Below are 13,955 nucleotides of genomic sequence, written 5' to 3'. Positions count from 1 at the left end.
CTAGCCCGCGAGATCGCTCACAAGTTCCAAGTAAAAAACTGATGCACGGGCCCGGACAAACGCGGTACAACCCGGGCAGACCCTGAACAATGATCGCCCCAGCGCCTAAACTGATGCGGTCGAATGATCCGAGAGCCGAGATGAGCAAGCTTGCCGAGAAAGTCCAACAGGAACTGATCCAGGCCATCGAAAACGATGAACTGGTGCTGCCGACCCTTCCCGAGGTGGCCCTGCGGGTTCGCGAAGCCGCGGAAGACCCGAATATCAGCATCCCGGCACTGAGCAAGGTGATCGGCAACGATGCCGCCCTCACCGCGCGCATCATCAAGGTGGTGAACAGCCCGCTGCTGCGCACCAACAAGGAAATCACCGACCTGCAGATGGCCGTCGGCCGCCTCGGCATCAACTACACCTGCAACCTGGCCACCGGCCTGGCGATGGAACAGATGTTCCAGGCCACTTCCGACGTGGTTGATCGAAAAATGCGAGAAGTGTGGAACAAAAGCACCGAAATCGCCGGTATCTGCCACGTTCTGTGCAAACACTACACACGCCTGCTGCCCGATCAGGCAACTCTCGCCGGCCTAGTTCACCAGATCGGCATCCTACCGATCCTTACCTATGCCGAAGAGCACAACGAGCTGCTGGCGGACTCCATCAGCCTCAACCACGTGATCGAGAAGATTCACCCGATCATCGGCGAAAAAATCCTGCGCGCCTGGGAGTTCCCCGAACCGATCGCCTTGGTTCCTGGCCAACACCTGAACTTCAGTCGCGACTCGGCCAAGGTCGATTACGTAGATATCGTCCAGGTCGCCACACTGCAGAGCTACCTGGGCAGCGAGCACCCCTACACCCAGCTCGACTGGAGCAAAATCCCCGCCTTTGCCAAGCTCGGCCTCGACCCCAATGTCGACATGCAGGCCGACGAAGACCTCTCCGCCGCGATGGAAGCGGCCACCAGCATGCTCCAGTAACACCTCCCGGCAGACGTATTCGCCAAGCCCTTCTACGCTATGAACAAACCCCGCAACTGCCTGCAGTTGTGGGGCGGCGGCTTTAGCCTTACCGCCGCAAAGGCCCGATGGAACTGCCTTTGCCTGTTCAACCTGGGGAAGGAAGCACCCGATGCGTATGCTGCTACTGCTGTGCGCCCTGGCTTTCGGCTGCAACCTGCAGGCCGAGACCATTACCCTGACCAACGGCGAGTGGAGCCCCTACCTGGGCGAAAAGCTGCCCCATCACGGCGTGGCTTCACGCATCATCGAGGAAGCCTTCGCTATTGAAGGCATTCAGGTGAAGTGGACGTTCTACCCCTGGGCCCGCGCCTTGCGCACTGCCGAGAACGGCAAGAGCTCCGGCTCCGCCGTGTGGCGGCGCAGCCCCGAGCGCGAACAGAGCTTCTTCATCAGCGACCCGGTCGTCGACACCAGCTACTACCTGTTCCACCGCAAGGACCGCCCTCTCGACTGGCAACAGATCAGCGACCTGCGCGACAAGCGCATCGGTGGCGCCATCGATTACAACTACGGCCCGGCCTTCCAGCAAGCGGAAAAGAACGGCCAGGTGCACATGCAGCGCCTGAGCAACGAGGAACAGGCCATACGCATGCTGCTGGCGGGACGACTCGATGCACTGCCGATGGACAAGGTGGTGGCCTTCGACCTGCTGCGCAGCAAGTTCAGCTCTGCCGAACGCCACCAGCTGAGCTTCCATCCGCTGCCGCTGAACAGCGATAGCCTGCACCTGCTGCTATCGCGCAAGGTCGCCGGTAACGAGGCGCTACTGCAGCGCTTCAACCTGGGCCTGCAGAAACTGCGCGACAGCGGCCGGGTGTCGAAGTACCTGCTGGAGGTGCAACAGCCCGTGAGCCTGGTGCCTTAGACCGCTGGGAAACTGACCCGCACCCGCAACCCGCCACTGCGCCCATCATGCAGGCTGATCTGCGCCAGGTGCGCGCGGCAGATATCCCCGACTATCGCCAGCCCCAACCCGGCACCGCCGACCTGTGGATTGCTGCGGTAGAAGCGCTCGAATACCTTGTCGCGCTCTTCCGGCGCAATGCCCGGCCCATCGTCTTCCACCTCCAGCACGGCCGGCTGCAGCACCCGCAGAATCACGCTGCCGCCCCCTGGCGTGTGGGTCATGGCGTTATCCACCAGGTTGTAGATCAGCTCGTTGAGCAGCGTCGTCTCACCGTCGATGCACACACCTTCCTCGGCCTCCAGCGCCAGGCTGATGCCACGCTGATGGGCCAGTGGCGCCAGGGCCATACCCAGCTCACGCGCCAACTGAGCCAGGTCGACGCGTTCTGCTCCGCCCTCGGCAATCGCTCGCGCCCCGCGCTCGATGCGCGCCAGCGAGAGCAACTGGTTGGCCAGATGGGTCAGTCGGTCCGTACTCTGCGCAGCTTTTTCCAGGGTGCTGCGCCACAGCGCCGGTTCGGTTTCACGCAGGCCCAGCTCGATGCGCGCCTTGAGCGCCGCCAGCGGCGTGCGCAGCTCGTGGGACGCATCGGCGATAAACTGCGCTTGGCGCTCGAACTGCTGGCGCAGGCGCTCAGTGAAATGGTTGAACGCCGCCACCAGCGGACGCAGCTCATCCTGCGCTTCGACCATCGGCAGAGGCCGCAGGTCGTCCGGCTCGCGCTCCTCCACCGCGCCCCGCAGGCGCTCCAGCGGGCGTAGCGCGGCGCTCACCGCCAGCCACACCAGGGCCAGGGTGATCAGCGCCAGCAGGCCCATGCGCCACAACGTATCAAGCAACAGGCTGCGGGCCATGCGCTCGCGCGCGCCCTCGGTCTCGGCCACGCGGATTTCCGCCATGCCGTTGATGTCCGGCTCGCTGACTGGCTGCAGCAGGCTGACCACGCGCACGCCCACGCCATCGAACTCGCCGTCGTAGAAGCGTGCCAGGGCCGGGTAATCGTCGGTGCGCTGGGTGCCGGGTGGCGGCGGCGGCAGGTGGTCGTAGCCGGAGACCAGACGCCCCTGCAGGTCGTTGACCTGATAGAAGATGCGCCCCTCGCTGTCATAGGCGAACACATCCAGCGCCACATAGGGCACGTCGGCGCGCAGGGTGCCGTCGTCGGCATACAGGCCATCGGCGATAGCCCGTGCCGAGGCCAGCAGGGTTCGGTCATAGGCCGCATCGGCGGCGGCGCGACCGTTCCAGTAAGCGCTGACGCTACCGATCAGCAGCGGGATGGCCAGCAGGATGGCCAGCCGGCGCAGCAGCCGGCCACGCAGGCTCCCAGCGCGTTGTTCAGTCACTCACCGCCTCCAGCAGATAGCCCAGACCACGGAAGGTGACGATGCGCACCGCATTGCCCTCGAGCTTCTTGCGCAGGCGATGGATGTAGATCTCGATGGCGTCGGCGCTGGCTTCCTCGTCCAGGCCGAATACCTGGTCGGCCAGTTGCTCCTTGCTCATCACCCGCCCAGGCCGGGCGATCAGCGCTTCCAGTACCGACTGCTCGCGCGAGGTCAGGCTGAGCACCTGCTCGTGCAGGCTGAAGCGCCGCGTGCCCAGGTCATAGACCAGCGCCCCGCAGCGCTGCTGGGCTTCACCACCGAGCACGCTGCGCCGCAGCAGCGCCTTGACCCGCGCCTCCAGCTCGGTCAACTCGAAGGGCTTGGCCAGATAGTCATCGGCGCCGAGGTTGAGCCCGTGCACGCGATCCTTGACCTCACCGCGCGCAGTCAGCATCAGCACCGGCAGCACCTTGCCGCGGGCACGGGTGCGCGCCAGCACCTCGAAACCATCCAGGCGCGGCAACCCCACGTCGAGCACCGCGAGGCTGTAATCCTCGCTGGCCAGGGCGTGCTCGGCAGCCACGCCGTCGTGCAGCACGTCCACCGTCAGGCCTGCGCCACGCAGGGCCTGAGCCACGCTTTCGGCCAGGGGAAGATGGTCTTCGACCAGCAGGATTCGCACGTTTAGGCACTCCACAAACTTGTTCTTATACGGCGAGTGTAACGGCCCAAACACCTGCGCGAATGCCCTGAAGACTTTCTTTCAAGCTGAAAGCCTGGTGAAAGCTTGGCGCCCTAGCATCCCTCCAGGGTGGCTAGAACCACCCAAAGAACGCCGGCCGCGTGGTTGCTCCGGCGTGACAAAAACAACAATCGGAGACCACATGATGCGCACTGCCTCCCGGCAGGCCCTGCCGCCTGTCCGCCTCAGCCTCACCCTTCTCGCCTGCAGCCTTGCCCCGGTCAGCCATGCCGCCTTCATCGAAGACAGCAGCGCCAGCCTGACCACCACCAACATCTACCTGAACCGCGACTTCCGTGAAGATGCCGGACAGAACAAGCGCGAAGAATGGGGCCAGGGCTTCCTCCTCGACATTCAGTCCGGTTACACCGAAGGCACGGTCGGCGTCGGCCTCGACGCCCTCGGCATGCTCGGCGTCAAACTCGACTCCGGCGGCGGCCGTACCGGCACCGACCTGCTCCCCGTACAGGACGACGGCGGCACCCCGGACGAATTCGGCCGCCTGGGCCTGACCGCGAAAGTCAAAGTGTCTTCCAGCGAGTTCCGCTATGGCTCGCACATCCCCGAGCTGCCCGTGGTCAAGGCCAGCGACAGCCGTCTGCTGCCGCAGGTGTTCGAGGGTGGCTTGCTGACCTCCAGCGAGCTGGAAGGCCTGGCCTTCACCGGCGGACGCCTGGACAAGGTGATCGACCGCGCCTCGACCAACTCCGAGGACCTGCTCCTCAACAGCAAGAACAAGCGCTTCACCAGCGGTATCAGTGCCGAACACATGGACCTGGCCGGTTTCGACTACACGTTCGCCAAGGGCCTGACCGGCCGTTACTACTATGCCGATGTCGAGGACATCTACCGCCAGCACTTCCTCGGCCTGCTGGCCAGCCAGCCCCTGGGCGGTGGCGCACTGAGCGCTGACCTGCGCGTATCGATCAGCGACGACAGCGGCTCGGCCAAGGCCGGCGAAGTCGACAACCGCGCGTGGAATGGCCTGGTCTCCTATGCCCACAGCGGGCACAAGGTCGGCCTCGGCTACCAGCACCTCTCCGGCGATACCGGCTTCGCCTACATCGATGGCAGCGATCCGTTCCTGGTCAACTTCGTGCAGATCAACGACTTCGCCAATGCCGAAGAACGCTCCTGGCAAGCCCGCTACGACTACGACTTCGCCGGCCTCGGCCTGCCGGGCCTGAGCTTCATGACCCGCTACATCAAGGGCGACAACGCCCAGGTGACCGGCAGCGCTGAAGAAGGCACCGAGTGGGAGCGCAACACCGAGCTCAAATACGTGGTGCAGAGCGGCCCGCTCAAGGACCTCTACGTGCGCCTACGCAATGCCAGCTTCCGCTCCAGTTTCGCCCGCGATGCAGACGAGAACCGCGTGATCGTCGGCTACTCCCTGGCCATCTGGTAAGCCACAATAAAACTCCACAGGAGAACAAGATGAAGACTGCCCTGTCGCGTATCGCTCTTGCCTTTGCCGCCCTGACCCTGAGCAGCCAACTGCTCGCCGAACCCAAGCGCCCCGAGTGCATCGCCCCGGCCAAGCCCGGCGGCGGCTTCGACCTGACCTGCAAGCTGGCCCAAAGCGGCCTCAAGGACAACGGCCTGCTCAAGGCGCCGATGCGCGTCACCTACATGCCCGGCGGCGTCGGCGCGGTGGCCTACAACGCGGTGGTCGCCCAGCGTCCGAAGGATGCCGGCACCATCACTGCCTTCTCCTCCGGCTCCCTGCTCAACCTGGCCCAGGGCAAGTTCGGCCGTTACGACGAACACGCCGTGCGCTGGCTAGCCGGTATCGGCACCGACTACGGCGCCATCAGCGTGCGCGCCGACTCGCCCTACCAGACCCTCGGCGACCTGGTCGAAGCGCTGAAGAAAGACCCCGGCAGCATCGTCTTCGGCGCCGGCGCCACCATCGGCGGCCAGGACTGGATGCAGACCGCACTGCTCGCCCGCCTGGCTGGCATCGACCCGCAGCAGCTGCGCTATGTGGCCTTCGAGGGCGGTGGCGAAACCCTCACCGCGATGCTCGGCGGCCATGTGCAGGTGACCAGCAGCGGCCTCGGCGAAGTCACCCCGCAACTGACGGCGAACAAGATCCGCGTGATCGCCGTGCTGTCCGAGCAGCGCCTGCCCGGCAAGCTGGCCAGCATCCCCACCGCCAGGGAGCAGGGCTTCGACATCACCTGGCCGGTGATCCGTGGTTTCTACATGGGCCCGGAAGTCAGTGACGCCGACTTCGCCTGGTGGAAGAGCCAGTTCGACACCCTGCTGGCCAGCCCCGAGTTCGCCACGCTGCGCGAACAGCGCGACCTGTTCCCCCTGAGCATGACCGGCGACGAGTTGCAGGCCTACGTGCTCAAGCAGGTGCAGGACTACAAGGCGCTGGCCGGCGAGTTCGGTTTGGCCAAATAAGCCCTGCCCGCCGGCTTTTGTAGGAGCCAGCTTGCTGGCGATCGGCGCCCATGCTGAACCTCAGGGGCACCCGGATCGCCAGCAAGCTGGCTCCTACAGGGTCTTGCAACTACTCCCCCATTCCTGTGAGGACACCCTCATGTATGTCCGCCTGTTCGCTGCGGTCTGGCTGCTCGTCTGCGCCTTTCTCGCCGTGGTCGCCTGGGGTTTCCAGGCGCCCTTCACCTACGACCCGGTCGGCCCGCGCGCCTACCCCCTGCTGTTGCTGACCCTGATGGCTGCCGCCGCGCTGTGGCTGCTGTGCAAGCCTGCGAGCGAGCCAACCCTGCCGATCTCCTGGGTCCTGGCGCGCAAGGTCGCTCTGTGCGTCGCCGCGCTGCTGGCCTACGCCATGCTGTTCGAGCCGCTGGGCTTCGTCCTCAGCACCGCCCTGGCCGGCTTCAGCCTGGGCCTGCTGTTCAACGGCCGAGTGCTGCTCAGCGCCGTCAGCGGCCTGCTGATGGGCGTGCTGCTCTACGGGTTTTTCGATTACCTGCTCGACGTGCCGCTTCCGCTCGGCGTGTTCGAAGCCTTCGTGGGGAACTGACATGGAAACGCTGAATTTCTTGCTGCAAGGCTTCGATGTCGCCACCCGCCCGATCAACCTGCTGGTGGCGCTGTTCGGCGCCTTCGTCGGCACTGTGGTCGGCCTGCTGCCGGGCCTGGGGCCGATCAACGGCGTGGCCATCCTGCTGCCGCTGGCCTTCGCCCTCGGCCTGCCACCGGAAACCGCGCTGATCCTGCTGGCCGCCGTGTACCTGGGCTGCGAGTACGGCGGGCGGATCTCGGCGATCCTGCTCAACGTGCCGGGCGACGCCGCGGCGATCATGACCACCCTCGACGGCTACCCGATGGCGCGCCAGGGCAAGGCCGGTATCGCCCTGTCGCTGTCAGCCATGAGCTCGTTCATCGGTAGCACCATCGCCACCATCGGCGTGGTGCTGTTCGCGCCGATCCTGGCCAACTGGGCGGTGGCCTTCGGCCCGGCCGAGTATTTCGTGTTGATGGTGTTCGCCATCGCCTGCCTCGGCGGCATGGTCGGCGACAAACCGGTGAAGACCCTGCTCGCCGCGCTGATCGGCCTGGGCCTGGCCACGGTCGGGGTGGATGCCACCACCGGCGTGTATCGCTTCACCTTCGACAATGTCGGCCTGTCCGATGGCATCCAGTTCGTCATCGTGGTGATCGGCCTGTTCAGCGTCAGCGAGGTGCTGCTGATGCTCGAGCACACCGCCAGCGGCCAGCAGGCGGTGAAAGCCAGCGGGCGCATGCTGTTCAGCGCCAAGGAGTTCGCCTTCACCTGGTGGAGCACAGTGCGCAGTTCACTGGCCGGCTTCGTCATCGGCGTGCTGCCGGGCGCCGGGGCGACCATCGCCAGCGCCATCACCTACATGAGCGAGAAGCGTATCGCCGGTGAGTCCGGGCGCTTCGGCGAGGGTGACTTGCGCGGCGTGGCGGCCCCGGAAGCGGCCAACAACGCCTCGGCCTGCGGCTCGCTGATCCCCATGCTGACCCTCGGGGTACCGGGCTCGGGTACCACCGCAGTGATGATCGGCGCGCTGACGCTGTACAACATCACCCCCGGCCCGCTGCTGTTCGAGCAGCAGCCGGATGTGGTCTGGGGCCTGATCGCCTCGTTATTCATCGGCAACGTGATCCTACTGGTGATGAACATCCCGCTGGTCGGCCTGTTCGCCCGCATGCTCAGCGTGCCGACCTGGATCCTGGTACCAGCCATCACCATCGTCAGCCTGGTTGGCGTGTATGCGGTGCACAGCACCACCTTCGACCTGGTGCTGATGATCGGCCTCGGCGTGTTCGGCTACCTGCTGCGCAAGATGGACTTCCCGCTGTCGGCGCTGATCCTCGGCTTCGTCCTCGGCGAGCTGATGGAGTCCAACCTGCGCCGCGCCTTGTCGATCAGCAACGGTGATCTGGCGATCCTCTGGCACAGCCCGATCAGCATGGCGCTGTGGGGCCTGGCCGCGCTGATGCTGGCCCTGCCCGGCCTGCGCTGGCTGCGCAAACGCCGCGCGCTGCGGGCCGCCCATGCCTAACTGGCTGCTCACGCCGCTGGTCGGCGCTACCGGCGGCTGGCTGGCCGGCTTGATCGGCTGGCCGCTGCCGTGGATGGTCGGCTCCTTGCTGGCAGTGATCCTGCTGCGCTGCCTGGGCAACCTCGACCTGCGCGAGGTGCCCGGCGCACGCAAGTGCGGGCAGTGGCTGGTGGGCACCGGCATCGGCCTGCACTTCAGCCCCGCGGTGCTGGAACAGATCGTCGAACACGGCGGCCTGCTCACCGCCGGCGCATTGCTTACCAGCCTCACCTGCCTGATCGGCATCGGCCTGCTGCGCCGCGCCGGCCATGACCGCGCCACGGCGTTCTTCGCCAGCATGCCCGGTGGCGCCAGTGAAATGGTCAACCTCGGCCAGCGCAACGGCGCCGTCGCCAGCCAGGTGGCCGCAGGGCAAAGCCTGCGCCTGCTGCTGGTGGTACTCAGCGTACCCGCGCTGTTCCAGTGGTGGCTGGGGGCGCCGATCCCGCTTGAACATGCCGGTGGCGAGGTCGACATCCCAGCCCTGGCGGTATTGCTCGGCGGTGGCGCGTTGCTGGCACTGGGCTGGCAGCGCCTGCGCCAACCCAACCCCTGGCTGCTCGGGCCGATCCTGTTCAGCGCAGTGGGGGCAGTACTGCTGGCGCGTAACCTGAGCCTGCCGGCCGGCACCAGCCAGGTCGGCCAATGGCTGATCGGCAGCGCCCTGGGCTGCCACTTCAACCGCGAATTCTTCCGCCGCGCGCCGCGCTTCGTCGCCCTGGTGCTGCTGGCCACCCTGCTCGGCATGCTCGCTGCCGCGCTCGGCGCCGAGGCCCTGAGCTGGCTCGGCGCCCTGGATGAGCACGCGCTGATGCTTGGCATGATGCCCGGTGGCATCGCCGAGCTGAGCCTGACCGCCGAGGCCCTGGCGCTGTCGGTACCGCTGGTGACCGGGCTGCAGGTGCTGCGCCTGGTCTGCGTGCTGTTCCTCGCCGAGCCGCTGTTTCGCCTGTGGCTGAGGCGCAGCGGCGGCTGAGTCCTATCACGCCCCCACGTTCGACCCGCCTCGCGCGGGTCTTTGCGTTACGCCGTGCACAACCTGTAGGAGCCAGCTTGCTGGCGATCAGTCGTTACGCAGAGCATCGCCAGCAAGCGGGCTCCTACAAAAGCACAGCACGTTTAGCCATCCGCAAGCTGCCTTGCGCCAGACAATTGAGCGATAGATGTTTAGCGCATGTGTCCCAAGGAACGTTGCCCGGCCACCTTGCTCTATCTTGTTTGCCGATAGCTACCACGCGAGCCCCGCCATGCGCCTGCATCGCCTCACCCTTGCCCTGCTCTGCACCACCCTGCTGTTGGGCGCATGCAGCCGCCTGGATATTGGCTACCGCAACCTCGACTGGCTGATCAGCTGGTCGCTCGACGATTACCTCGACCTCAGCCGTCAGCAGAAGCAGTGGCTCAAGCCCCGCCTGCACAACCACCTGCGCTGGCATTGCAGCACTCAGCTGCCGCTGTACTCCGACTGGTTACAGCGCAGCGAGCAGCTGATCGGCGCAAGGCCGCTCGACCCTGCGCAGCTCGATGCCCAGTTCGACCAGTTGCGCCAGGCCATCGATACCATTGCCGTGCAGACCACGCCGACCGTCACCGAGCTGCTGCGCGGCCTCAGCCCCGCGCAGGTGGCCCATCTACGCAAGCGACTTGCGCAGGAGGACCGCGAATTGCGCCAGGAATACCTGGAGCCGAGCCCGGCGCAGCAGGTCAGCGAGCGCCAGGAGCGCATGGTAGAAAGATTCGAACCCTGGCTGGGCAGCCTGTCGACCGCGCAGAAAAACCTGATCGCACGCTGGGCGCAGAAGCCCGAGCAGCAGAGCAGGCTGTGGTTCGACAACCGTGCACGCTGGCAGGACGCCTTTCTGGCGACGCTGGAGCAACGCAGCAGCGAGGACTTCAACCAACAACTGCGTCACCTGCTGCAACAGCGCACGGACTTCTGGACCCCGGCCCACCGGGAGCAGTTCGCGCGCTCACAAACGGCGCTGGCGCAGCTGTTCGCCGAGCTGATCAACAGCGCCGACAGCCGCCAGCAGCAACACCTGCTGCAACGCCTGCACGAGCTGCGCCAGGACCTCGATGGCCTGGCCTGTGTCAGCCCTGCAACGCCGGCAGTCGCCAGTCGATCGGAGTGAGGCCGCACTGCTCCAGGTACTTGTTGGTGCGGCTGAAATGACCGTTGCCGAGGAAGCCACGGTAGGCCGACAGCGGTGATGGATGCGCCGACTTCAGCACCAGATGGCGGGTGGCATCGATCAGCTTCTGCTTGCCCTGCGCATGGGCGCCCCAGAGCAGGAACACCAGGTTGCCCGGCCGCGCATTGACCGCCTCGATGACCTTGTCGGTGAACGGCTGCCAGCCCTTGTCGGCATGCGAGCCGGCGTTGGCCTGCTCCACCGTGAGCGAGGTGTTGAGCAGCAGCACGCCCTGCTCGGCCCAGCTCTGCAGGTAGCCATGGGCCGGGATGTCGATGTTCAGGTCGCGCTTGAGCTCCTTGAAGATATTCACCAGCGAGGGCGGCGCCGGGACCCCTGGCTGCACCGAGAAACACAGACCGTGGGCCTGGCCCGGGCCGTGGTACGGGTCCTGGCCGATGATCACCACCTTGACCTGATCCAACGGCGTGGAATTGAGCGCATTGAAGATCATCGGCCCCGGCGGAAAGATCACCTTGCCGGCCGCCTTCTCGGCGCGCAGGAAGTCGCTGAGCTGCGCCATGTACGGCTTGTCGAACTCCTCGCGCAGGGCCTCTTTCCAGCCGGGTTCGAGTTTGATGCGGTCGTCGACGCTCATGCGGGGTTCCTGCACAGGTAAAAACAGAAGCGGCACGCTAAGGAAGGCACCCCGGCAAGTCAAGGTTGAGTGGACGTAGGGCGGGTGCAACCCGCGCCCTGCCCATTCGCGGGTTGCACCCGCCCTACGCGACCACCTGATGCGCTGCCATCACGCCCCTGGATGCAGATTGCCGCCCCCCGCCTGGCGGGACAAGACTGCACGCTCACCCAACGGAGCAACCAGCATGAGCACTACCACCGGTATCAGCCGTGAGCGCCTGGAACAGGCGCTGGAGCACTCCACCTTCGCCCAGCTACTCGGCGCCGAACTGCTCGACTTCGAGCCGGGCAAAGTCAGACTGCAGGTACACAGCCGCCCCGACCTGTGCCAGCACCACGGCTACATGCACGGCGCGGTGGTCGGTTTCATGGTCGACAGCGGCTGCGCCTGGGCCGCCGCCTCGCTGGTCGGCGACGTGGTTACCAGCGAGTACAAGCTCAACCTGCTCGCCCCGGCCCTGGGCGAGCGCCTGGTGTGCCGCAGCGAAGTGCTCAAGGCCGGCCAACGCCAGGCGGTGTGCCGGGCAGATGTGTTCGCGATCAAGGATGGCCAGGAGAAGCTGGTGGCGACGGGCCTGGCGACCATCGCGCGGGTCTGACGCTCGCGCGGGGGCTGCTGGGTAATCTCGTCGGTGGACAAGCAAAGCCTTGTCCACCCTGCCACACCGATCTGCAGGCGGACTCAGTCGAGCACTACGGCGTGGCCCGCCTTGGGGTCGATGTCACCAGCAATCAGCGACTCCACCAGGCGCTGCGCTGCTTCCAGACCAACATGCTCGTTGACCTGCATCCACGGCTGTTGCGCATCGCCAACGCGTTTGATGAACGCCAGCTGCGCCGCGTTGAACTTGCGCGTCACCTCTTCGGCGCCCCAGTCGGCGTTGCGCTTCTTGATCTGGTACGGCGCGAAGTACGGCTGCGGTTGCGGGCCCGGCAAATCCATGTCGGCGCTGTTGATGTGTTCGTGGCTCTGTGCCGAGCCCGCGTAGCAGTCGTGCACCAGCTGGTTACCGAAGTGCTGGTGGATGCGCGCGCGCAGGTCGCGGCTGCCGGAGAAATCCACGTACAGGGTGGGGATCGACGGATCGAGGCTTTCCACCTGGTTGTAGTCCACGGCACGGGCGTAGCAGCCCAGCTCGGCGACGAAGTCGGTGTTGCCGGCCGAGGTCAGGCCAACCAGTTCCACCCGTGGGTTGTTTTCCAGGCAGAACGCCGTGCCATAGGCGGTTTTACTCGACGCGCTGGACACCACGACCTGCCGGGCGCCGAAGAAGTCGTTGTCTTCGAGGAAGTCGGCCAGCATGAACGAGGTGATGAACAGCGGCCGCAGGAGCATCTGGTAGTGCTCGTCCGCCGCGCGATAGGCGGCATCGGTGCTGATGCGCTGGTACTGGTTGTAGGCCGAGGTCAGCTCCAGACGATGTTCGGCACCGTCATAGAAACCGCGCTCGCCAACACGCACCGGCTTCATCAGCACATGGCTGGCAACCGGCCAGAAACCATAGAAGCGCTCGCCAGGGGCCAGGCCACCGACCGTCGACTCCACCACTTCGGCAAAACCCCAGGCCGGCATGTGGAACCAGTCGGCGTCGTGGGTCGGGTAAAAATCCCAGTAGCGCAGGTGCGGCGTTTCACCGAACGCGGCGTAGGTGATGTTGTTGGTGGTCAGGGCCAACTGGCTGATGCGCAGCAGGGCTTCACCCTCGCGCAAGGCAGGCAGCGGGCGCGTGGCAATACGGGTTTGCTGCAGGTCTCGCTTGTTGTTCTGGAGCTGGCTGATCACGGTCATCTGGGCACACCTTGGACGGGTGAAACGAAGGGGCAATGACTGTAGCCTGTGCCCATGACTGACGGGTTCGGAAAGCCATGACCAGCAAACCACCTGCCGAAAGCCGCGCCAAACCGCTCAAACGCCCGACCCAGGCCCGGGCGAAGGTCACCGTGCAGGCGATCTTCGACACCTATGTTCGGATTTGGCAGCGCGATGGCTGGGACAAACTCACCACCCGCGCCATTGCCCTGGAAGCGGGTGTGGCCGTCGGCACCCTGTACGACTATTTCCCCAGCAAACACGCACTGCATTCCGGCTACGTGCGCTACTGCATCGAGACCCTGCTGGAGGCCATCGAACTGCAGGCCGTGCAACCGACGGGGCTGACCTGGCAGGCCCGCCTGAGCAAGCTGGTGCGGATTCTCTCGGGGGTGGAAGGCAACCAGTCCTGGTTCCATCCCGACATGCTCGAACTGGAATCGCTGGTTGCCGAGCAAAAACACCAGCAACGTGCCTATGAAGAACTACTGGGGATCTGGCGCCGCGTGCTCGACGCCGCCGACGACCTGCCTGCCACCCCGTCAACCGCAACCGTCGAAGCCCTGCACCTGGCCGTCTGGGGCGGCCGCCGCTACGCCCTGCTGGTGCAACTGGACGCGCCGCGCATGCAGCGCTGGGCCGAGCAGATGGAGCGTTTCTGCCAGTTGGCGATCAGCGATTCGGTGGCCGCTGGCGCACAGACCCCACTCCGGTAGGGTGGAAAACCACGCAGCGTTTTCCACCGCTCGTGCTGGACGCTGGAGCGTCGAG

The 13,955-nt window shown here is 65.6% G+C and carries 14 protein-coding genes; 10 read left to right on the top strand and 4 right to left on the bottom strand.

Annotation, left to right across the window (positions count from 1 at the left end; translation table 11 throughout):
- Positions 1 to 140: 140 nt before the first annotated feature.
- Both H3H51_RS07235 and H3H51_RS07230 read left to right on the top strand, forming a co-directional pair.
- Positions 141 to 977: an HDOD domain-containing protein gene (locus H3H51_RS07235; RefSeq protein ID WP_183088380.1), complete on the top strand. Its 837-nt coding sequence runs from the start codon at positions 141 to 143 to the stop codon at positions 975 to 977.
- A gap of 151 nt (positions 978 to 1,128) precedes the next feature.
- A complete protein-coding gene (locus H3H51_RS07230) occupies positions 1,129 to 1,884 on the top strand; it encodes a substrate-binding periplasmic protein (RefSeq protein WP_183088379.1) in 756 nt (251 codons plus the stop codon).
- Here the strand turns inward: H3H51_RS07230 and H3H51_RS07225 are convergent.
- Entirely contained in the window at positions 1,881 to 3,272 is a 1,392-nt protein-coding gene (locus tag H3H51_RS07225) for a sensor histidine kinase (RefSeq protein WP_183088378.1), read from the bottom strand. The genes H3H51_RS07230 and H3H51_RS07225 overlap by 4 nt on opposite strands.
- Positions 3,265 to 3,936 carry a response regulator gene (locus H3H51_RS07220; protein WP_183088377.1) on the bottom strand — a complete coding sequence of 224 codons (672 nt, stop codon included), beginning with the start codon at positions 3,934 to 3,936 and terminating at the stop codon, positions 3,265 to 3,267. Before H3H51_RS07220 ends, H3H51_RS07225 begins: the two co-directional genes overlap by 8 nt.
- A gap of 205 nt (positions 3,937 to 4,141) precedes the next feature.
- On the opposite strand from H3H51_RS07220, the gene H3H51_RS07215 reads away from it, so the two are divergent.
- The 6 genes from H3H51_RS07215 to H3H51_RS07190 all read left to right on the top strand — a co-directional run bounded on the left by H3H51_RS07215 (position 4,142) and on the right by H3H51_RS07190 (position 10,675).
- Positions 4,142 to 5,404: an OprD family porin gene (locus H3H51_RS07215; RefSeq protein ID WP_235981306.1), complete on the top strand. Its 1,263-nt coding sequence runs from the start codon at positions 4,142 to 4,144 to the stop codon at positions 5,402 to 5,404.
- Between the two features lie 29 nt (positions 5,405 to 5,433).
- Positions 5,434 to 6,408 (top strand): Bug family tripartite tricarboxylate transporter substrate binding protein, encoded by a 975-nt coding sequence (locus H3H51_RS07210; protein ID WP_183088375.1) that lies wholly within the window; start codon positions 5,434 to 5,436, stop codon positions 6,406 to 6,408.
- A gap of 139 nt (positions 6,409 to 6,547) precedes the next feature.
- Positions 6,548 to 6,994, top strand: a complete 447-nt coding sequence (locus H3H51_RS07205; protein ID WP_183088374.1) for a tripartite tricarboxylate transporter TctB family protein — start codon at positions 6,548 to 6,550, stop codon at positions 6,992 to 6,994.
- Position 6,995: 1 nt separating this feature from the next.
- A complete protein-coding gene (locus H3H51_RS07200) occupies positions 6,996 to 8,504 on the top strand; it encodes a tripartite tricarboxylate transporter permease (RefSeq protein ID WP_183088373.1) in 1,509 nt (502 codons plus the stop codon).
- Complete coding sequence (locus H3H51_RS07195; protein WP_183088372.1) at positions 8,497 to 9,519, top strand: AbrB family transcriptional regulator; 1,023 nt, start codon at positions 8,497 to 8,499, stop codon at positions 9,517 to 9,519. Before H3H51_RS07200 ends, H3H51_RS07195 begins: the two co-directional genes overlap by 8 nt.
- A 271-nt stretch (positions 9,520 to 9,790) precedes the next feature.
- The gene (locus tag H3H51_RS07190; protein WP_183088371.1) at positions 9,791 to 10,675 is read left to right on the top strand and encodes a DUF6279 family lipoprotein; all 885 of its coding nucleotides are present in this window, start codon (positions 9,791 to 9,793) and stop codon (positions 10,673 to 10,675) included.
- On the opposite strand, the gene ung is transcribed toward H3H51_RS07190, so the two are convergent.
- Positions 10,635 to 11,333, bottom strand: a complete 699-nt coding sequence (gene ung, locus H3H51_RS07185; RefSeq protein WP_183088370.1) for a uracil-DNA glycosylase — start codon at positions 11,331 to 11,333, stop codon at positions 10,635 to 10,637. The two genes, H3H51_RS07190 and ung, sit on opposite strands and share 41 nt — an antisense overlap.
- Before the next feature lie 226 nt (positions 11,334 to 11,559).
- On the opposite strand from ung, the gene H3H51_RS07180 reads away from it, so the two are divergent.
- A complete protein-coding gene (locus H3H51_RS07180) occupies positions 11,560 to 11,973 on the top strand; it encodes a PaaI family thioesterase (protein ID WP_183088369.1) in 414 nt (137 codons plus the stop codon).
- An 83-nt stretch (positions 11,974 to 12,056) separates the two neighbouring features.
- On the opposite strand, the gene H3H51_RS07175 is transcribed toward H3H51_RS07180, so the two are convergent.
- Positions 12,057 to 13,163 (bottom strand): DUF2855 family protein, encoded by a 1,107-nt coding sequence (locus H3H51_RS07175; RefSeq protein WP_183088368.1) that lies wholly within the window; start codon positions 13,161 to 13,163, stop codon positions 12,057 to 12,059.
- A gap of 77 nt (positions 13,164 to 13,240) precedes the next feature.
- Here H3H51_RS07175 and H3H51_RS07170 point away from each other — a divergent pair, with 77 nt between their 5' ends.
- Positions 13,241 to 13,900, top strand: coding sequence for a TetR/AcrR family transcriptional regulator (locus H3H51_RS07170; protein WP_183088367.1), 660 nt, complete (start codon positions 13,241 to 13,243; stop codon positions 13,898 to 13,900).
- Positions 13,901 to 13,955: the final 55 nt, after the last annotated feature.

Source organism: Aquipseudomonas ullengensis, from assembly GCF_014174475.1.
In the GTDB taxonomy this organism is placed as follows: domain Bacteria; phylum Pseudomonadota; class Gammaproteobacteria; order Pseudomonadales; family Pseudomonadaceae; genus Aquipseudomonas; species Aquipseudomonas ullengensis.
This window is presented reverse-complemented; position numbering and strand designations above follow the sequence as displayed.

What these genes read in the sequence shown, in the direction of transcription:
- H3H51_RS07235 (WP_183088380.1), top strand. Translation starts at nt 141, where the DNA reads ATGAGCAAGCTTGCCGAGAAAGTCCAACAGGAACTGATCCAGGCCATC.
- H3H51_RS07230 (WP_183088379.1), top strand. Translation starts at nt 1,129, where the DNA reads ATGCGTATGCTGCTACTGCTGTGCGCCCTGGCTTTCGGCTGCAACCTG.
- H3H51_RS07215 (WP_235981306.1), top strand. Translation starts at nt 4,142, where the DNA reads ATGCGCACTGCCTCCCGGCAGGCCCTGCCGCCTGTCCGCCTCAGCCTC.
- H3H51_RS07210 (WP_183088375.1), top strand. Translation starts at nt 5,434, where the DNA reads ATGAAGACTGCCCTGTCGCGTATCGCTCTTGCCTTTGCCGCCCTGACC.
- H3H51_RS07205 (WP_183088374.1), top strand. Translation starts at nt 6,548, where the DNA reads ATGTATGTCCGCCTGTTCGCTGCGGTCTGGCTGCTCGTCTGCGCCTTT.
- H3H51_RS07200 (WP_183088373.1), top strand. Translation starts at nt 6,996, where the DNA reads ATGGAAACGCTGAATTTCTTGCTGCAAGGCTTCGATGTCGCCACCCGC.
- H3H51_RS07195 (WP_183088372.1), top strand. Translation starts at nt 8,497, where the DNA reads ATGCCTAACTGGCTGCTCACGCCGCTGGTCGGCGCTACCGGCGGCTGG.
- H3H51_RS07190 (WP_183088371.1), top strand. Translation starts at nt 9,791, where the DNA reads ATGCGCCTGCATCGCCTCACCCTTGCCCTGCTCTGCACCACCCTGCTG.
- ung (WP_183088370.1), bottom strand. Translation starts at nt 11,333, where the DNA reads ATGAGCGTCGACGACCGCATCAAACTCGAACCCGGCTGGAAAGAGGCC.
- H3H51_RS07180 (WP_183088369.1), top strand. Translation starts at nt 11,560, where the DNA reads ATGAGCACTACCACCGGTATCAGCCGTGAGCGCCTGGAACAGGCGCTG.
- H3H51_RS07175 (WP_183088368.1), bottom strand. Translation starts at nt 13,163, where the DNA reads ATGACCGTGATCAGCCAGCTCCAGAACAACAAGCGAGACCTGCAGCAA.
- H3H51_RS07170 (WP_183088367.1), top strand. Translation starts at nt 13,241, where the DNA reads ATGACCAGCAAACCACCTGCCGAAAGCCGCGCCAAACCGCTCAAACGC.